The sequence below is a fragment of the Komagataeibacter ossonobensis genome, from assembly GCF_057359305.1.
The window spans coordinates 1-18,079 of sequence record NZ_JBXAYQ010000053.1; the positions used below are offsets into that span (position 1 = coordinate 1).

At 56.7% G+C, this 18,079-nt stretch carries 14 protein-coding genes and 5 riboswitches; of the genes, 6 read left to right on the forward strand and 8 right to left on the reverse strand.

Annotated features, from left to right (window positions below):
- Positions 1-283: 283 nt before the first annotated feature.
- Positions 284-2,578, reverse strand: a complete 2,295-nt coding sequence (gene metE / locus AC1RQ9_RS16840; protein WP_171791245.1) for a 5-methyltetrahydropteroyltriglutamate--homocysteine S-methyltransferase — start codon at positions 2,576-2,578, stop codon at positions 284-286.
- Positions 2,579-2,691: 113 nt separating this feature from the next.
- Between metE and AC1RQ9_RS16845 the strand changes: the two genes are divergently transcribed.
- The 4 genes from AC1RQ9_RS16845 to AC1RQ9_RS16860 all read left to right on the forward strand — a co-directional run bounded on the left by AC1RQ9_RS16845 (position 2,692) and on the right by AC1RQ9_RS16860 (position 7,427).
- The gene (locus tag AC1RQ9_RS16845) at positions 2,692-3,582 is read left to right on the forward strand and encodes a LysR family transcriptional regulator (protein ID WP_014106875.1); all 891 of its coding nucleotides are present in this window, start codon (positions 2,692-2,694) and stop codon (positions 3,580-3,582) included.
- A gap of 726 nt (positions 3,583-4,308) precedes the next feature.
- Positions 4,309-4,550, reverse strand: a riboswitch (cobalamin riboswitch).
- A 127-nt stretch (positions 4,551-4,677) separates the two neighbouring features.
- Positions 4,678-4,922, forward strand: a riboswitch (cobalamin riboswitch).
- A gap of 235 nt (positions 4,923-5,157) precedes the next feature.
- Complete coding sequence (locus tag AC1RQ9_RS16850) at positions 5,158-5,673, forward strand: hypothetical protein (RefSeq protein ID WP_193713745.1); 516 nt, start codon at positions 5,158-5,160, stop codon at positions 5,671-5,673.
- The gene (locus AC1RQ9_RS16855) at positions 5,654-6,139 is read left to right on the forward strand and encodes a hypothetical protein (protein ID WP_014106877.1); all 486 of its coding nucleotides are present in this window, start codon (positions 5,654-5,656) and stop codon (positions 6,137-6,139) included. Before AC1RQ9_RS16850 ends, AC1RQ9_RS16855 begins: the two co-directional genes overlap by 20 nt.
- Before the next feature lie 193 nt (positions 6,140-6,332).
- Positions 6,333-6,567: riboswitch (cobalamin riboswitch) on the forward strand.
- Positions 6,568-6,953: 386 nt separating this feature from the next.
- Positions 6,954-7,427: a DUF2147 domain-containing protein gene (locus AC1RQ9_RS16860; protein ID WP_023524204.1), complete on the forward strand. Its 474-nt coding sequence runs from the start codon at positions 6,954-6,956 to the stop codon at positions 7,425-7,427.
- A gap of 70 nt (positions 7,428-7,497) precedes the next feature.
- Here the strand turns inward: AC1RQ9_RS16860 and AC1RQ9_RS16865 are convergent, their stop codons facing one another.
- The 6 genes from AC1RQ9_RS16865 to AC1RQ9_RS16890 all read right to left on the reverse strand — a co-directional run bounded on the left by AC1RQ9_RS16865 (position 7,498) and on the right by AC1RQ9_RS16890 (position 14,718).
- Positions 7,498-8,586, reverse strand: a complete 1,089-nt coding sequence (locus AC1RQ9_RS16865; RefSeq protein WP_014106881.1) for an aromatic ring-hydroxylating oxygenase subunit alpha — start codon at positions 8,584-8,586, stop codon at positions 7,498-7,500.
- Between the two features lie 7 nt (positions 8,587-8,593).
- Positions 8,594-9,676, reverse strand: coding sequence for a uroporphyrinogen decarboxylase/cobalamine-independent methonine synthase family protein (locus AC1RQ9_RS16870; RefSeq protein ID WP_014106882.1), 1,083 nt, complete (start codon positions 9,674-9,676; stop codon positions 8,594-8,596).
- Between the two features lie 36 nt (positions 9,677-9,712).
- A riboswitch (cobalamin riboswitch) is annotated at positions 9,713-9,950 on the reverse strand.
- A 68-nt stretch (positions 9,951-10,018) separates the two neighbouring features.
- On the reverse strand, positions 10,019-10,777 hold the full coding sequence (locus tag AC1RQ9_RS16875; RefSeq protein ID WP_014106883.1) for an ABC transporter ATP-binding protein: 759 nt from the start codon (positions 10,775-10,777) through the stop codon (positions 10,019-10,021).
- A complete protein-coding gene (locus tag AC1RQ9_RS16880; protein WP_407927274.1) occupies positions 10,774-11,760 on the reverse strand; it encodes a FecCD family ABC transporter permease in 987 nt (328 codons plus the stop codon). Before AC1RQ9_RS16880 ends, AC1RQ9_RS16875 begins: the two co-directional genes overlap by 4 nt.
- 17 nt (positions 11,761-11,777) lie before the next feature.
- The gene (locus AC1RQ9_RS16885) at positions 11,778-12,617 is read right to left on the reverse strand and encodes an ABC transporter substrate-binding protein (RefSeq protein ID WP_485987898.1); all 840 of its coding nucleotides are present in this window, start codon (positions 12,615-12,617) and stop codon (positions 11,778-11,780) included.
- 1 nt (position 12,618) lies between these two features.
- A complete protein-coding gene (locus AC1RQ9_RS16890) occupies positions 12,619-14,718 on the reverse strand; it encodes a TonB-dependent receptor plug domain-containing protein (RefSeq protein WP_010516556.1) in 2,100 nt (699 codons plus the stop codon).
- Between the two features lie 119 nt (positions 14,719-14,837).
- A riboswitch (cobalamin riboswitch) is annotated at positions 14,838-15,056 on the reverse strand.
- A 97-nt stretch (positions 15,057-15,153) separates the two neighbouring features.
- Between AC1RQ9_RS16890 and AC1RQ9_RS16895 the strand changes: the two genes are divergently transcribed.
- Both AC1RQ9_RS16895 and AC1RQ9_RS16900 read left to right on the forward strand, forming a co-directional pair.
- The gene (locus AC1RQ9_RS16895; RefSeq protein WP_227744510.1) at positions 15,154-16,125 is read left to right on the forward strand and encodes a DUF6925 family protein; all 972 of its coding nucleotides are present in this window, start codon (positions 15,154-15,156) and stop codon (positions 16,123-16,125) included.
- A 4-nt stretch (positions 16,126-16,129) separates the two neighbouring features.
- Positions 16,130-17,584 carry a cobyric acid synthase gene (locus AC1RQ9_RS16900; protein WP_014106887.1) on the forward strand — a complete coding sequence of 485 codons (1,455 nt, stop codon included), beginning with the start codon at positions 16,130-16,132 and terminating at the stop codon, positions 17,582-17,584.
- 202 nt (positions 17,585-17,786) lie between these two features.
- Here AC1RQ9_RS16900 and AC1RQ9_RS16905 read toward each other — a convergent pair.
- Positions 17,787-18,079, reverse strand: a 293-nt coding sequence (locus tag AC1RQ9_RS16905) for an aspartyl/asparaginyl beta-hydroxylase domain-containing protein (RefSeq protein ID WP_485987899.1), incomplete at its 5' end; no start/stop codon positions are given.

The following is an 18,079-nucleotide window of genomic DNA, read 5'->3' on the forward strand; positions in this document are numbered from 1 at the left end:
CCGGGGGAGATTAGTTCTGCCGTCTCATGGGAAATATCGTACCCTCTCTATCTTAGAACACAAGACGTTCTATAATATTTGTTATGCCAACAATGGCTTTGTACCGATAAGTACGAATGGACGAAAGCTATGCCGGGCGTCTTCCCGGTCCCTGATAGCGAGAGCCGGTCAGACGCATTGCTTTCCGGTGACGTGCGACCAGTCTCTCATGTTATCGTCAGGGAATGGTCACAGCTTTGATACAATCACCCGACTGCAGCGTCCGCCACGTGTAGTCCGCGGTTCAGGCCGACTTCTCCCGCAGCGTGCGGGCCGCGCGTACCATATTGACGAGTGCCGGGATGACCTCGTTCCACTGGCGCGTCTTGAGCCCGCAATCCGGATTCACCCACAGACGTTGTGCTGGAATGCGCTCATTCGCTTTCTCCATCAAAGTAACCATCTGCGCTTCGGTGGGGATGTTGGGTGAGTGGATGTCGTAGACCCCCGGTCCAATCTGGTTCGGGTAGTTGAACGTCTCGAAGACATCAAGCAACTCCATGTCGGAGCGCGAGGTTTCAATGGTGATAACGTCTGCGTCCATGGCAGCAATGGCGGCGATAATGTCGTTGAACTCTGAATAACACATATGTGTGTGGATCTGGGTTTCATCAGCGACACCATTGGCTGCAATGCAGAAGGCCTCCACCGCCCACGTCAGATAGTCCTGCCATTGCGATTTGCGCAGCGGCAGGCCCTCACGCAAGGCAGCCTCGTCGATCTGGATGATGCGAATGCCAGCCTTTTCCAGATCCAGGACCTCATCCCGGATGGCGAGCGCAAGCTGAAAGCATGAGGCCGAGCGCGGCTGGTCATCTCGGACAAAGGACCAGTTAAGAATCGTGACTGGCCCAGTCAGCATGCCTTTCATTGGTTTATCGGTAAGGGATGCTGCGTAGCTGATCCACTCTACCGTCATTGCCTTGGGGCGGCTGATATCTCCGAACAGGATCGGCGGTTTCACACAGCGCGAACCGTAGGACTGAACCCATCCATTCTGGCTGAACACATACCCCTCAAGCTGCTCACCGAAATATTCGACCATGTCGTTGCGTTCCGCCTCGCCGTGGACCAGCACGTCCAGACCCAGCTTTTCCTGCTCGCGCACCGCATGTTCGATTTCACGACGCATGGTTGCCTTATATGTTCCTTCGTCAATTTTTCCGGATTTGAACTGACTGCGCGCGAGACGGATTTCTCTAGTTTGGGGAAAAGAGCCGATGGTGGTGGTCGGGTAAAGCGGCAGTTGCAGCAGTGCGGCCTGTTTTGCTGCGCGAGCCCCAAATTCACTCATCCGACGGCCAAGCGATTCAGTGATGGCCGCAATGGCTTTTTTTACATCCGGATTGTTTACGCGGGGCGAACTGTGGCGTGAGTCCAGCGCAGCCCGATTGGTAACCAGTTCTGACGTCACAGCAGAACGCCCCCGGTCAAGAGCAAGGGCCAGCACGCGGATTTCGTCCAGCTTCTGCACGGCAAAAGCCAGCCACGAGCTGATCTCGGCGTCCATCTTCTCTTCGGCCGCCAGATCCACAGGCACGTGCAGCAGGGAACAGGACGGCGCGATCCAGAGCCGGTCTCCCAGCAGCTTTGCCACAGGTTCCAGCCAGTCCAGCGTCGCTTCCAGGTCCGTCTTCCAGATATTTCGGCCATTGACGATCCCGAGGGAAATTATCCGATCTGGCGGGCTCGTCTTTACCAGTTCAGCGACCTCCTCCCGCGCATTAATGGTATCGAGATGCACGCCCTGCACGGGGAGCCTGCTCACCAGGGCCAGATTTTCGCGCAGCTGACCGAAGTACGTGGCCAGCAGCAGTTTGACCCGGCGGGTATCAAGCGCCTGATAGGTCTGCACGAAAGCGTTCTGCCACGATGCATCCAGTTCCGTTACCAGAACCGGCTCATCGATCTGCACCCATCCGGCACCCGTCTGAGCAAGCGCATCGAGCAGTCTGGCATATACGGGCAACAGTCGCGGCAGCAGATCCAGCTTGTCCGAACCATCTTTGGCCTTACCGAGTGCAAGATAGGTTATCGGGCCGATAATGACCGGCTTCGTCCGGATACCCTGCTTCCGCGCTTCGTCCAACTGGCTCACCAACCGCGAAGCATCAAGGGTAAACGTCGTCTCGGCATCAAATTCCGGAACGATATAATGATAGTTTGTATCGAACCATTTAGTCATTTCACCGGCGGCGACACCGCCGCAGCATCCGGGCTTTTCTTCAACAACCGTTGCCGAGCGACCGCGGGCAACCCGGAAATAATTATCGAGTTGGTCACCATGGAAGTCACGCACACGGGTGGGCAGGTTTCCAAGCATGAAGCTCGTGTCCAGCACCTGATCGTAAAAGGAAAAATCACCGACAGGTGCGAAATCCAGACCAGCCTGATCCCGCCAGTGGCGTGCGCGTAGTTCCGTGCCAACCTGCTCCAGCATGGCGAGGGAAGACTGGCCTTTCCAGTAAGCTTCAAGGGCGAACTTGAGTTCACGTTTGAAGCCGATGCGAGGGAAGCCGAGATTATGGGTCGTAACCATGAAGATTTATCCAGATGATGTATGGCTTCTGGAAGATAGGGTTTCGGATATATGAAGAAAAATGATATGTTTTCATAGATGTATAAACGGCAATCATATATGGTGCGTAGAACATGAGTATTCTTGAGCGCAGCCATTTGGCGATCATTCAGGAAGTTGCGCGCGAAGGCTCATTGACGGCTGCAGGAGCGCGCCTCAATCTGACCCAGCCTGCGCTTAGTCATTCCATCCGCAAGCTGGAAAGCCAGCTTGGCGTGAAGATATGGCAACGTGAAGGACGCTCTCTCGTGCTCACTCAGGCGGGAGAGTGGCTCCTGTCTCTTGCCAATCGTCTCCTTCCACAATTCACGCTGGCAGAAGATCGGCTTGAACAGTTCGCCCTTGGCGAGCGCGGAACGCTTCGCATCGGGATGGAGTGTCATCCCTGCTATCAATGGCTTTTGAAAGTAGTGTCGCCCTATCTGGCAAGATGGCCCAAGGTAGATGTAGATGTGCGCCAGAAATTTCAGTTTGGCGGAATAGGTGCGCTATTCAGCAACGAGATCGATATTCTTGTGACCCCTGATCCGCTCTACAAGCCAGGCCTTAAATTTACGCCGGTTTTTGACTATGAACTGGTGCTGGTTGTAGGCCCCCATCATCCTTTGCGAGATGCCCAGTATATATTGCCAGATCAGCTCATTGGCGAAATACTGATTACGTATCCCGTACCGTCAGAGCGCCTCGATATCTATACGCAGTTTTTGCAACCCGCAGGCATAGCCCCGCGACAGCAGAAGCAGATAGAAACGACCGATATCATGCTTGTCATGGTATCACATGGCCGCGGTGTTGCAGCACTTCCACGATGGCTTGTCGAAGAATATGCCTCTCGCTTTGAGCTTTATCCTGTTAAACTTGGTATAAACGGTATTGCGAAACAGATCTTTCTTGGTCATCGCGAGACGGATGAAGACATTCAATATTTACGCGATTTTATAGAACTCGCGGGTATGAATCAGTGAGTCAAGACATGCCTGACTGTACGGGGTCAAAAAGAATAGAAAATGATAAGCACTGCTGGACCTGGCGACAGATGGATAGCGTGATCCGTGCCTGACGCAGTCACTTTTTTAGTGCCGACAGGTGAGTCGATGCGTCTTTCTCCTGTCCCGGAGTTCACGACGGAGACACGAAATAAAGTCATGGTGAACGCTGAAAATTTGTCCGTGGACCAACCGGTCGGCGATCTCTGTATCGTAGAAATTCTCTGTTCCTATCTCACAACGCATACTTCCGACAGGATTCTAAGATCCGCAGCCTTCGAGTTTGTGTCGCAGTTCCCGACCGCGTGCGGTAAGGCGGGAACGCCCCATCCCCCATCGCGCAGAACATCCACCTGCAATAAAGCCCATCAGTACGAGAGATGATCTGATGCTTCCTCCATCCAGCAAGGTTCCATACCCCCCGTCTTTCGGCAGGGACAGAATGGCCCGTTTTTGTGCGGGAGTCAGGCTCTCCGATCCGAAATAAGATCGACCTGTGCCATTTCGCTGGTTGCCGCCAAAATATGTACGCATTTCTCATGTTCCCCTTGTAGCGTTTGACGGGATTAGACCCGCGACACGCCATTGGCCAATGGATGTAATTCTTCAGAACTGGTCAGGAAAGAACACGCTGGATGGGGAACGCAGCAGATAAAACAGAAGACATGATCGCCACTCCGTCTGTCGGGCGCCCCGCCCGATAGAACTGGTTACGTCACAAAGGCAGGTCTCCTGGCTTACGGGTCCTTGATATCGGTTCTGTCTTCCCGGCCTGTTGAGCATAGCCAGTGACGGGTCCTGATTAAGAGGACATACGATCCGGTATCTCTCCGCTTACAGTTGCGGGGGCAGCCACCGACTTGTTCCCGGACCCTGATAAGTCCTGCCAGAACGCACGGCGTTCCCTATTAACCCGTTCGCACGGGGCCTTTGATGTAGAGGTAGTGTGACGCACGCCCGCGAGCAGTGCAAGTCTGCCAGCTTCCCGTCTGTGTGAAGGATACCATGCTCTTTCATCGCAGGTTTTTTGGAAAATCCATATTGCGTAGATCACGAAATCTGACGCATATTGCGACCAGCTTTTATGTCGGTGGTGCCGCGCAAGCGGATTAATAGGGAATACCGTAAGCTCTGGCGGGATCTGCGATGATCCGGGAGCCAGTCGGTAGCTGCGCCCGCAACTGTAGGCGGTATGTAGCCGGATCCGATCATCTGATGTCCGATCAGATGGGTCACTGCTTCCAGTAAGGGAGTGGGAAGACAGGACCGAGCTGCCATGATCCGTGAGCCAGGAAACCTGCTACCGTCGCAAACCGTGCTACCGGGCGGGACCGACCGGTGGCAGGAGATCAGCTATGACGCGTTCTTTCGCGTATCGATATATCTATCAAGCCTCCATATGTATGCGGATCGTTAGCCTGTGCTTGAATGAATCCCGGCTTCGTAAGGCAACCTTAGCAACAGACCTCGCGGCCTGCGGCTTATAATTCGCATGTACTTTCCTGACCCCAGGACACAGGTACCTACGTTTTATTCTGATAAAAAGAAATATCCATGAACACAGATATGAGCATGGTACCCCCTTCCATTGCGTCGCGCCTAATGGCGACCATTACGGAGCCAGAGCCGGTTGTTGCAATTCGGATGCTTATTGCGGCCTGTCTGGATCAATCCTCGTCCCTTCGCCTGCGGCTGCCAGAGGTAAAACAGCTTTTCGCCCGCTTTATAGCCGCCATTATGCGTGAAAGGACAGATGCTCTGGAGGCTATTGCCAGCTCGGTGGAAAAACAGATCACCGCGCTGTCTTTTCGTCCGTTTACGCCGCGACAGGTTCGACGGATTCTGGGGATCACCAACCAGGAGCGTCTTTTCTGGACACGAGACGGGCGCCTGCACCAGACAGGAACAATCCTGAACAATCAGCGCGGCCAGAAATTCAGAGTTCCTGTATATTGTGCCGAGAGAATTGGATGGCTCAGTCAGAACCCAGACATGATCGCGGCATGGCGTGACGAGGATGCTCGCATCCTGACTCAAGAAGGCCTGTCCGATGCAGATCTTTCCAGTTAATCCGCTCCGATTCCCGGTGAAACGAAAAATGGCCTCTCCCGTCCCTTCGCCTGATTTTATTCTCATACAACAGCGGCGACGTCAGCGTTCTGTCTCGGTATCCCGCCTTATGGAATCCGCACCTCTGCGGGAAGATGTAATTCAGGCAATAGCCAAGACTGAACTCCCTGCCCCCAATCCGGAAGACCGCATTCGTGCGGATGGATTTGAAACATTCCTACGTCTGGTACCTTCCGCTGGCCGATTACCCGCTGCGCCGAAGGCGCGGGGCGACTATCTTGAGGAACTGTTTTCGCCCCTGCTATTAGAAGCTCTCGCCTATGTGGATACAGCCCGCGATTTATCGGACACGCACGGGGTCGAGGCGCTCATGGCCTTGCTTCAGGCCTATATTTCCGCGCAATGGACAATTGGCGCGCGTGACGCCGCCATGCACTTGTATAGCGCATCAAGCCCGAACGCCTGATTGACAACATAGTGGCTAACGCGCGGGCGCGTATCCCCGCCCGCGTGTTTCGAAGATGAAGACACTGAGTGACCTACACTTATTGGATCGGAGCGACAAGTTTGATTGGCATCAACAAGCTCTTCGTTCCATGCAGGCCGGCATCGCGTTTCGAGGAATTGGGCGTTCCTCTCACTTCGCGCATAATGGAATGAGACCCTTGATTGATGATGGCCCCGCGCGAGCGGGTTAAAAGGGAACGCTGTAACGCTCTGGCTGGACAATTCTGTTCCGGGAGCCAGTCAGCGGCTGCTCCCGCAACTGTATGCGGTATGCCACCAGTTCGTTCACCTGCGGGTGAGCCACTGTTTCCCTTGGGGAATGGGAAGGCATGAACTGGCTGGCCATGATCCGTGAGCCAGGAGACCTGCCATCGTCTGCAAACCACGTCGTCGGGCGGGATGCACCGAAGGCAGGAGATTTCCCATGCGTCATGGGAAGACCAATGCGGCCGATCAATGCCCCCCATGTTTCCTGTTTCTGGCGGAAACATCGTGATGCAGCATCGCGGGACCGGCGCGTTTCTGACAACCGGCACGGGACGCCCGCATGTTGCTGAAGACCCTTACTGGGCCCTTCAAGCCGGTGCAGCAATGGGCAGCAGGCGCGACAAGGCTATCATGGAAAACGTCCATGGCGTAGATAGCACCCTCGCCGCTCATTCCCATGGCGCGCATCTCGGGGCATCAATCATGCGCTTTTCGATCCGAATTCCCCGATAGATCCGCCGATGTCCCATAATTTTAGTCATGTACGAAGCGACGAAAGACACATCATGAATATTGCGCAAAAAGCAACCTGTGTCTCGCTAATACTCAGTATCATGATTGGAGGGGCTGCTGTTCACGCACAAGTTCCTCCAGCGACAACAGTTCCGCCCGCCGTTCTGGGGCAATGGGTCACCAGAAATCACAAGGGTGTTTTCGAGATCACACGGTGTGGCGACCATCTGTGTGGAAAGCTGGTTGGCCTGAACTATAGTGATGACATCCCACGCGACCAGACGGGCCGTTCGGAATGTGGGTTGCCCATGCTGCGGGACTTCGTGCCGGATCCGGATCAACCAGACCGGTGGAACGGGTCCATTCTCGACCCCAATACCAATCATGTGTATCAAGCGCGCATGTGGGTTAACCAGTCCGGACAACTCAAGTTACGGGGCTATCTCGGGATTCCGATGTTCGGACAGACACAGACATGGCTTCCTTATAGCGGTCATATCGGCCCGAACTGCAAAATGAGCACCTGATCTGCGTGGTGCCTGGTCAGGAGAAGATGCCCATGCGCCTTGAGACGGGGCATGGGCATCTATCAGTTTATTATCCTACGTCTTTCTGGGACGGCATACCATTCTGGATAAGCAGTTGGCGCAGCGCCATGATAACTGGAAAGACCTCCTGATTCCGGTCGCCGTCCTGCTCCCGCCAGGCCTGCTGCTCCAGTTCAACAATTTCGCGATCTTCTGTGAAAACACGCTCCGTAAAGGCGATCAGCAGCGGCCACGCCAGATCCAGTAAAAATGGTATTTTCAACCTGCGTATGGAGAGCAGGCCAAATACCCGGTTGATCAATTCTTCCCGGTCCTGTGGCACATATGCAATCCACAGTTCCATGACCGGTTCATCAATCCCCTCCGTCTCGATCCGCAATGTCTGATAGGGATACTGCGTGCGGATGGTCATGACATCCCGATAGGCAAAATCCCGGCCATCCTTGCGACGCTGCCCGTAAATCAGAGCCTCGCTCAGCGGCTGCCTGCCAGACGTGCGGGCAAAGGTATAGCGGGCCTCCACAAAATCCTCTCCCCGATCCATGCCTAGAAACCGTGGTTTCATGCCTCCGACCAGTCGGCTGTGCAGGATCTGGTGGTTCATGTCCATCAGGTTTTCATGCATGAAGCTGTAGTGACATTGCACGACTTTTCCAAACCGGCGGGTACGGTAATGGGGGTCACGGACACGCGGAAAGTCCGGCAGCGCAATGCTATCGGATTTTTCCAGATCCCCCATGAACACAAAGATGAGGCCATCCTTCTCCCGGCATGCCCATGTCCGCAGTCGTGGCGGTTCATTTTCCAGCTTCATGCCGGGGGAAAAACACTGGCCACGCCGACTGTATTTCAGTCCATGGTATGCACAGCGAATGAAATCTCCACACACTTCTCCCTTGCTGAGTGGTAACTGCCGGTGGGGGCAAACATCATCCAGCGCAAAGATGGCCCCGGCCTCGGGCCTGACCACCACGATGGGTTGCCCCGCGTACCGTACGCCAATTGTCCTGCCCCGACGAAGTTCACGCGACCATGCAACCGGATACCAGAAATCCGGATTGCTGCGGACACGACGGATATCCGGATGTGGCGAAGCAGCCCCATCCGGGATGGCTGCTTCCGATGTATTTCCTGTCATGATATTTTCAATGTCTCACGCTGTTATCAGCGCATGGGACAAAACGGATATCATTTTCGCAAAAGTCGCGGATGGATGCGCTGCGACGTGCTATCGTGCGTCGGCTGGCCACGGCCACGATTTCGGACATTTTTTGCGGCAGGACGTTCGTAATGTCCGGATCGGTCAGGGCATTGCTGTCACTTAACGCACCCGATGGCGCGATCATGAGACGATCCGGCCGATGCGAACGCAGCGTCTGTTCCACGATGCCGTGCGCCATGCCGATGTGGGTAGGCGCCGCGCTGCAGCTATCGACCAGCCCCAGCGAGAGCCAGCGATACGCCGGGAAATGCTGCAGGACATACGGGAAATCGCGATAGCCATGCACAACGTCCACATGCAGGCCGCCAAAAGGTAGCTGCAGCACAAAAGGAAGATGTCGCCCGAAGCCCCCGCCGCCCCCGACCAGAACAAGTGACGTGGCCCTTGATGCTTCACTGAGGACATGCCAAGCAACGTCCATATGGGTCAGCGTGGCTGCGGGCAGGCCAGGATGGGCAAGGATTGGCTCATCAATCTGGATCCAGAAGCATCCCGCGTTGTTCAGTTGTTCGAAGCATTCAATATAGGCGGGTAGCAGGCGCATCAGTCCCTGGCCGACACTGTCTCCCTTTGTCATGCCGCATAACGCAAGGAAACTGACCGGCCCCAGCAGAACAGGCCGGGTGCTGATACCCAGTTGTTCCGCTGCAAGAAATGCGTCGCGGGGCCAGTTGCGCGCAAGATGGAACGCCTGCCCCGGTCTGAGGATGGGCTTTCTGTAATTGCCGTGCATCGGATCACAGGCTGTGACTGTATTGTCGGTGCCCACGCCAAACATGCGGGCAGTCTGCACGACTCTGTCCCGCCATGGGCTATTGGCCGTAGCGATATGGGAAATGCCTGCCGCGTGCTGGCATCGCACCCCACGCATCTCATCAGCATCGGGAAAACCAAGTGTCGCCGTAAGCAGTCTGGCGGTATTCGGGAAGTGATCTATGGAATACTGGCGCGCAGGCACGCCTTCGGCCGTGCCATCATGGCACGCGGCTTTCTGCCATACCGGCATTAAGCTTCTCCCGCCTTCGGCACATCCCGTCCGACGGCTTGATATATGACGATGGCAGGTCTCCTGGCTTACGGATCATGGCCAGCCGGTTCTGCCTTCCCATTTCCTTTTCGGAAACAGTGACTCACCCCGTCCGGGTGAAATGAACCGGCGGCATACCGCCTACAGTTGCGGGAGCAGCCTCCGACTTGGCTCCCGGGTTCATGACCCGGCCGGAGCGTGACGGCGTTCCCTATTAACCCACTCGCGTGGGACCATCGACTTGATAAGACAACATTGTGCCCGAACCGGGCGGCCGGACGCAAGGTGTCATGGGCAGGATGTCCCAGCGGGCCGCACACGTTAGCGGCACAGGGACCACGGAAGGACCGCGTCCTCGACCCGTCGGACCGTTACGCCGTACACGACGCGCATGATATCATCATCCAGCACCTGCAGGGCCGGGCCATGGCGGATGACGGCGCCATCATCCATCAGCACCAGTTCATCGCAGAAACGGGTCGCCAGAACCAGATCATGCAGCACGACGACGATCCCCTTTCCCTGCCCTGCCTGCTGGCGGAAAAGCTGCATCATGGATAGGGCATGCGCCGGGTCGAGTGCAGCGATCGGCTCGTCCGCCAGTATGACCGGCGTATCGGTCGCCAGCGCACGCGCCAGATTCATGCGAGCCCGCTCCCCGCCTGACAGGTGGCTGGCCGGACGGGTGCACAGGTCCTGCAAGCCGGTGACATCAAGGGCGTGGCCCACCGCCGGGTGACGGACGGCATGATCGCCCGCCTGCCCATGCGGCAGGCGTCCGAGCGCGACCAGCGCACGCACCGGCATGGGTGGCGGCGTCCCCCCATCCTGCGGAATGAAAGCAAGCTGTCGGGCACGCAGCGCGGGTGGGATCTGGCTCATGTCGCGATCAAGAAGCCGGACATCCCCACAGTCGGGAGTCTCCAGCCCCGTCAGCAGACGCATGAAGGTGCTTTTGCCTGCGCCGTTCGGCCCGACCAGGCCAATGACCCGCCCCTTCGCAAGAGTCAGTGACGCGGCCGAAACAACAGCCCGATCCCCGCGCCGGAGCGACACGTCGCGTGCCTGGAGCAGGATCATGACACGGTTCTTTTCAGCATAATGACGCGGGCGAAGAAGATTGGAGCCCCGACAAGCGCGGTCAGCACGCCCAGTTGCAGTTCAGGCCCGACCGCCACCAGACGTACCACCATATCCGCCAGCAGCAGCAGCAGACTTCCCCCCAGAAATGACGGCAAGAGCAACCGCGACGGCTGGAATCCCACAAGCGGCCGCAACAGATGCGGCACCACCAGTCCCACAAAGCCGATCGCTCCTGAAACCGCCACGCATGAGCCCACGGCCAGCGCCGCGCCCAGCACGATACGCGTCTGGACGCCGCGCGGGCCATGCAGCTGGAAGCCAAGGCTTGCGGCCACATCCTCCCCCAATGTCAGCGCATCCAGCGCACGCCCCGCGGACAGCATGAGCAGCGTGCCACACACCACACCCGGCAAGCAGATCCAGACATGGGTAAAGGTCCGGTCCGTCAACGACCCCATGAGCCAGTGCATGATCTCGAATGACGCATAGGGGCTGGGCACAAGGTTCAGCACCAGTGCTGTCAGGGCTGCGGCAAAACTGCTGAGTGCAGCCCCCGCCAACAGCAACACCAGCGTGCCACCACGTCCCACCAGTCCCATCAGCACGGCCGCCGCACACAGCGCCCCCGTCAGCCCACCCAGCGGCAGGGCCGCGATGGACACCTGCATGAGGCCGGTATAGAACACGCTGACCGCCCCAAGTGCCGCTCCACCTGATACCCCCAGGATGCCGGGATCGGCCAGCGGATTGCGTAGATAGCCCTGCAGAACCGCCCCCGACAGGCCAAGCGTCCCGCCCACCAGGATGGCCAGCAGGGTACGCGGCAGGCGCAGGCGCTCCACAATGATCGCGCCTGCGGTATGCCGCCCGGCCAGCAGGTCCTCCAGTGCATGTGAAAACATGATGCGGGTTTCTCCCCACATGAGCGAGGTAACAAACAGCCCCATGACACCAGCCAGAAGCATGACGTTCAGCAGCATGGTTTGATGGGCAGGTTTCATGGGGCGGACATTTCAAGGTTGTGCCGTGCGTTACGCAGCATGACGACACTATCCAGTGTCTGTGGCAGGCCACACAACCAAAGCCGTGCGGGCAGATCCAGATGATGCGGCCCGGCAAAGGCCTGCTTCAACGCCGGGTGATCCAGCATGGACTGTGCAAGGGACGTTCCCTTCCCCGAACGGTCAAGGATCAGGAGATCGGGTGGCCGTGCAATCAGCAGTTCCATGGAAAAACGGGAAGATGACTGGTGCCCCATGATCGTTGCGTAATTACGAAAGCCGGCATGGGCAAGGACATCATCCGGAAGCGAGCCCTTATGGGTGACAAAGCCGTTGGCAGCATAGACGGCCGCCGTAGGATCGGTGGCACTGCGCTCGACTGAAAGGGAGGCCAGGCGCGTGGCAAAGGCCATAGCCAGTTGCTGCCCACGCTCAGGAACGCCGATGGCGTTGGCGACCGTCATGATCTGGACCGGAATATCCGTCAGGGATTTGGCGGGTGGCAGGGCTACAACCTGTGCGCCCCCTTCCCGCCCCGCCTGCATCGCGACGGCCGCGGTATAGATGCCACCCAGCACGACATCGGGATGGGATGCCACGATGCTTTCCGCCGTGGGTCGCAATACGGGAGCCTGTCGTGCCTGTTCGCACAGCACCGCGCTCCAGCAATCCCGGGCGAGCGGCGTAATACCGACGATCTGGCCCGGTTCGGCCAGCAGCAGCAACAACTGGTCGGTGCAGAGATTAAGCGAAGCCACGCGCGGGAGAGTCCATGCCGGTGCCAACGGGACACAGGCAAGGAAACCCGCCATCATCCCTGCGACCACGCTTTTCATGTCAATAATTCAGCATGAAGCCGCCATAACCGGCGCGACCAGGCTGCAGATAGCCGATGGGGTCCTCGAACTGGCGGTTCAGCAGGTTGTCGGCGCGGGCATAGACGGAAACGTAGCGGTTGATTTTGTAATTGGCAGCCACGTCGATGGTGAAATAACCATGCCCCTTGGCGCATGTGCTGCAGGACTCGCTGCCAATAACCGGCAGATCACGCCAGCCACTAGTATACAGGATATTGCCCGAAAAGGTCAGGTCGCGAATGGGGGTCCATGTCGTATTGAAATTGAACTTGTGCTGGGGACGGCGTTGCAACTGGACGTCGTTCGTCTCATCCCGGGCGTGGGTCCAGGTATAGCTCAGGTTAAATTCCAGATTGCTCAGCGCCTTCCAGTTCAGGAAGGCTTCCACACCATACATCCGCGCCTTCGCCACATTGGCGTATGAGTAGTTGTAGTCATATGATGAATCAATCGAAAGCGAGGACTGGATCAGGTTCCTGACCCGGTTGTCATACCAGGTTGCGCCGAAATTCAGACGGTCATGCAGCAGTTTCTGCTCAACACCCGCGTCATAGCCGATCAACTGTTCCGCCTTCAGGTTGGGATTGCCCTTTTCCGAATAACCCACACCCACCTGATTTGCGAATAACTGATACAGCGAAGGACCATGAAAACCGGAACCGGCGCTGGCCTTGATGATGGTTCCGGTGCCCGGCACATGGATTGCCGGGGCCACGCGCCATGTCACGTGGTTGCCGTAGCGCGAATTGGCATCATAGCGAATATTGGCCGCACCATACAGAATATGGTTCCAGTTCCCCTGATACTGCCCGTAACCTGCGGTCGTATCCATGCTGGCGGATGTATCGTATCCGCTGTCCCACATGCTTGAGGCCGTATGGCTGGTATTGAACGTATCATGGAAATGTTCGGCACCGATCAGAAGCTGGCCATACTGCTTGAAATTGAACGTGCCGTGCCAGTCCACCTTAAGTCGGCTGGAACGGTAATAATCCGGGTCTGGATTGACCGGGCTGCCGTAACTCGTGCCCGTCTCCGTCCAGCGGTTGCGGTTGGTCATGTAGCCAAGGCCAAGCACCTGATCAAAAAGCCCGTGAAAGGAAACCAGATGGGCCGTCCCGCGCACGATGGCCTCGTTCTGGTTGTTCTGTTCCCGCACACCCTTATCACCATACAGATTTTCACTTTGCAGGTCATACAGAGAGTAGGAATGATAATTGCTCTGTATCAGCCGTGCGGTCAGGCCAAGATCGAAATTATGGGTGACGTCATAACCCAGCCTGATATTGACGCCACGGTTGTCATTCCGGTTGCCTTCATGCCGCTGCTGCCGGTTGGCCCCATAATAACGCTCGATATAGGAAGGGATATTGTTGAACCCGTCCATCCGGTAATGGGAGAATTCTACATTATAATGAAAACGTCCCTTGCTGCCGCGTGCGCCAAAGGTCTGATTGAAGGTACCATACCCACCGCCTTCGATACGGACAAACGGCTTGAAACGGCCCTGCCCCTGTGCCGTGGTAATGTCGATAACCCCCGCCATGGCGTCGGCGCCGTACAGGCCGCTCTGAGGCCCACGCAGTATCTCGATCCGGCCCATGCCGTCGGTTACAAACTGACCGGCATCGAACATGCCATTGGTGGAACTTCCGTCATTGATGTCCATGCCATCCAGGCGGACCTTGACCTCGTTGGAATTATTACCACGCATGAAAATGGATGACGTGCCCCCTGGGCCGCCTGTCTGGACCACGTTCAGGCCCGGTTGGCGTGCCAGAATATCCGTCAGGCTGCGCCGCTGCTGGGTCTGGATCTGCTTTTCCGTGATGATGGTCATGCTGGTGCCGATATCATCGGTGGAGGTCGGCCGACGGGCGGCACTGACGCTGATCAGTTCGGGAAGACCCGTATCCCCCAACGAAACAACGGCTTTCGATTTTTTATTCTCGATGACGTACTGGTTGGCGGACTGTTTTTGCGGCGCGTGCTGTCTGACTGAATCATCGGCACGCGCCACTACAACCCCCATGGTCATCAACGTGGTGGAAGCAATCAGCAGATTACGGAATAGGATCATCTGGTTCAGGTCTCGCGGTCACATCATCGTTGCCACGAGAGCGCGCTGCCACAGGATTTCCGATCTGCACGGAATCCTGTAACACCACACCGTCAGGACACCCCGCCCGACAGTTCCCGGTCGCAACCATCATGACGGCAGGTCTCCTGGCTCACGGCGTAGCGTCCTGCACAACCTTCCCGGAAAACCGCGGTTTCCAGTGGCCCGGATCATGACATCCGGTAATGCAAGGACAGACCGTTTACAGTTGCGGGGGCAGCCGGAGCATTGGATCGCAATCCGCACTCTGTTCCCTTTTCATCCCCCCGAAAGGGGACACCGTCGGAACGGTTCTGATCGGATGGGGTGTTCTTGTCAACCCGCATTCAATCTTTCAGTATCCTGTCAGGATTGCTGTTATTTTCAGCCTGATTGATGAATCACAGGATATTTCCGATGAAACGTATCACGCCCTCCATGCTGACTTCACTGGCGCTGGATCTCCGTAACGGCTGGAGCATTGGAACATTTGGTGCGATCGGCGAATTCCATCATGTTCCGGATGATAGGGTCTGCCTCACCCCATGTCCTGACGGGTTGGAGATCGTCACCCAACGCGGTGCCATACGCATTAGTCCCAGCGAACCCTTGCATGCCCTTGCGTGGGACTCTCTCGTCGGAAAAGGCAGACGCTGGCGGCATAGCATGGCGTTATGCGGCCCGTTACAACTGACCGCGAAGCATACCCTGAAGGTTCTGGGAAAGGATGCGGACGCTGTCCGACCAGAGGATCGTGATGCGTGGCTGATTGATCTTGGAATTGGCGTGGGCCGGGTCCGGATGTGCGTAAGGACAGAAAATGCCCGCCTGGTCGAAGCCCTTGCTGTTGACACGGATGACCCATTGGCCGTCGTCACAGCAGCATTTGCGCTTCTGATGGAAGTCCAGCCCCACAGGGTCATGCTTTCACCTGCTGGCAGACTGGAGGTCTACCAACCCGTTCCCGCACCTGATGGAGACTCTCCGCTCGGCGCCCATACCCACCTGCTGCCAAAACTGGTGAGGTTGAAACGACCCTGCTCCGCCCTCGATCCCATTCCGGAAGGCTGGCAGCCTTTCCTGACACTTCATCCGGCGGCACCGTTCCGACCGTCCGATGATGATTCCCATGATTATGACCGGCTTGCCGATCTATCCTTTCTGCCGTTGCTTGAGGAATTCGGCATGGAGGAAGACCTGCAGGTTTCAGGCACATTCCAGGCCCATGTTCGTCAACATGGAACACCGGAAAATCTGAAAATACCCGCTACAAGACGTGGTCGCGCGCGCATGCATATCGAACTGCTTCGCATGGCAGCCTGGGGTCACGAAGGCATGGAGCGATTTGTGCCTGCCGACACGATCAAGAGCGCTACGGACTGCGGCTGATTCCATGACAGCGATCATGTTGCAGGGCACGGGATCCGATGTCGGAAAGTCCGTTTTGACGGCAGGTTTATGCCGGGTTTTCGCTAACCGTGGCCTGACGGTCCGGCCTTTCAAGCCCCAGAATATGTCGAACAATGCCGCCGTGACGGTAGATGGAGGTGAAATCGGTCGGGCGCAGGCACTTCAGGCGCAGGCCTGCCGTATTGCCCCTTCCACCCTTATGAATCCGGTCCTTCTGAAACCGGAAAGTGATCATACAGCGCAGGTTATCGTCCGTGGACGCGCAAAAGGACACCTGCACGCTTCGAGTTTTATCGGTGGCCGGGCCGCATTCCTGCCCGAGGTTCTGACCGCCTTCAGGACATTATGTAGCCAATCCGATCTCGTGATTGTCGAGGGCGCGGGCAGCCCGGCGGAAATCAATCTACGTCAGGGCGACATCGCCAATATGGGCTTTGCCAGAGCCGCGAATGTTCCGGTCGTCATGATCGGCGATATAGACCGGGGCGGCGTTATCGCGTCACTCGCCGGTACCCATGCTGTTCTTGATCCAGATGACCGTGAGTTGATCAAGGGATTCATCGTTAATCGCCTCCGGGGAGACGCCAGCATTTTCCAATCTGGGTATGACTTCATAGAAAAGTTTACCGGCTGGAAGGGGCTTGGCGTTCTTCCTTGGATAGACAGTATACGTGAACTGCCTTCTGAAGACAGTATTCCTGAAGATGTTGACTGTTCCGCGGCCTCACGGATCGAGATAGCCGTCCCCCTTATGCCCCGCATTGCCAATTTCGATGATCTTGATGCGCTGGAAGGTGAAACGCATGTAAAGATCACACGGATCCGGCCCGGGCAGCCCCTTCCCGCGTCCGCGCATGTCGTGTTCCTTCCTGGTAGCAAGGCGACAATAGCAGACCTGCAATTTTTCAGGCGGCAGGGATGGGATATTGATCTGGCGGGACACGTCAGGCGGGGTGGATATGTATTCGGTCTCTGCGGTGGCTATCAGATGCTGGGACAGACCATAAATGATCCCGACGGAATAGAAGGGAACCCGACCACGATACCAGGACTTGGACTTCTGGAGGTTGATACCGTTCTGACCCGTGACAAGCAGATCAACCAGACTTCAGGCATGACGCTTTCCGATAGCGCGCGATTCAGTGGCTACGAAATTCATTGTGGGGAAACAGTTCGATCACATCACCGGGTCATGCCCCTAATCAGATGCGACGACGGACGGTTGGACGGAGCAATAAGCCCGGACGGTCGTATTGCAGGCTGCTATGTGCACCGTCTGTTTGACATGACTGGCCAACGCGCGGCATGGCTGGACAGATGGGGCGCACGCTCCGATGGACTGGATTACACAGCGCGGGTGGAACGCGCCCTTGAAACCGTTGCTTCCACCATGGAAAGCAGTCTGGATATTGAAGGGTTACTGGCTATTGCCAGATGATCTTCTTTCGGTCTCAGGGCCTTGGTTCGTCAGGGCATCCAGACAAACAGGACAGAGGCACCCTGCCTGATCATCCGTCGGAACCGGCAGGCCACGGGGCTTTTCCATGCACCAGCACGCACCTTCAGGCTGACATGAAAAATCAGCACCGCACTTTTTACACTTTATCATTCTGCGCCTTCCCGTTGTTACCATGACTGGATCAAACAGTCAGTCCGCTGGTTTGGCGTTCTGTCCGGGCCATCTCATGATGGAGGGCATGCCAGTGTGCAAGATTGTTTTTGGCTTCCTGCACGAATGCCGAACGACGAACGACCTTGAGAAACATACCCTGAACCAGACGGCCAACTCCGTATGTGGGCCGTTCAAACTGGATAAGCAACACTACCCGATGATCCGATGTATTGTTCTGGACTTCATGAGGGTATGTGTCGTCAAACAGGATACATTTTCCATCCTGCCAGCATAACGTTTGATCGTCTATCCGTATCCAGC

What these genes read in the sequence shown, in the direction of transcription:
- AC1RQ9_RS16845 (WP_014106875.1), top strand. Translation starts at nt 2,692, where the DNA reads ATGAGTATTCTTGAGCGCAGCCATTTGGCGATCATTCAGGAAGTTGCG.
- AC1RQ9_RS16850 (WP_193713745.1), top strand. Translation starts at nt 5,158, where the DNA reads ATGAACACAGATATGAGCATGGTACCCCCTTCCATTGCGTCGCGCCTA.
- AC1RQ9_RS16875 (WP_014106883.1), bottom strand. Translation starts at nt 10,777, where the DNA reads ATGATCCTGCTCCAGGCACGCGACGTGTCGCTCCGGCGCGGGGATCGG.
- AC1RQ9_RS16860 (WP_023524204.1), top strand. Translation starts at nt 6,954, where the DNA reads ATGAATATTGCGCAAAAAGCAACCTGTGTCTCGCTAATACTCAGTATC.
- AC1RQ9_RS16895 (WP_227744510.1), top strand. Translation starts at nt 15,154, where the DNA reads ATGAAACGTATCACGCCCTCCATGCTGACTTCACTGGCGCTGGATCTC.
- AC1RQ9_RS16890 (WP_010516556.1), bottom strand. Translation starts at nt 14,718, where the DNA reads ATGATCCTATTCCGTAATCTGCTGATTGCTTCCACCACGTTGATGACC.
- AC1RQ9_RS16880 (WP_407927274.1), bottom strand. Translation starts at nt 11,760, where the DNA reads ATGCTGCTGAACGTCATGCTTCTGGCTGGTGTCATGGGGCTGTTTGTT.
- AC1RQ9_RS16855 (WP_014106877.1), top strand. Translation starts at nt 5,654, where the DNA reads ATGCAGATCTTTCCAGTTAATCCGCTCCGATTCCCGGTGAAACGAAAA.
- AC1RQ9_RS16865 (WP_014106881.1), bottom strand. Translation starts at nt 8,586, where the DNA reads ATGACAGGAAATACATCGGAAGCAGCCATCCCGGATGGGGCTGCTTCG.
- AC1RQ9_RS16900 (WP_014106887.1), top strand. Translation starts at nt 16,130, where the DNA reads ATGACAGCGATCATGTTGCAGGGCACGGGATCCGATGTCGGAAAGTCC.
- metE (WP_171791245.1), bottom strand. Translation starts at nt 2,578, where the DNA reads ATGGTTACGACCCATAATCTCGGCTTCCCTCGCATCGGCTTCAAACGT.
- AC1RQ9_RS16870 (WP_014106882.1), bottom strand. Translation starts at nt 9,676, where the DNA reads ATGCCGGTATGGCAGAAAGCCGCGTGCCATGATGGCACGGCCGAAGGC.
- AC1RQ9_RS16885 (WP_485987898.1), bottom strand. Translation starts at nt 12,617, where the DNA reads ATGAAAAGCGTGGTCGCAGGGATGATGGCGGGTTTCCTTGCCTGTGTC.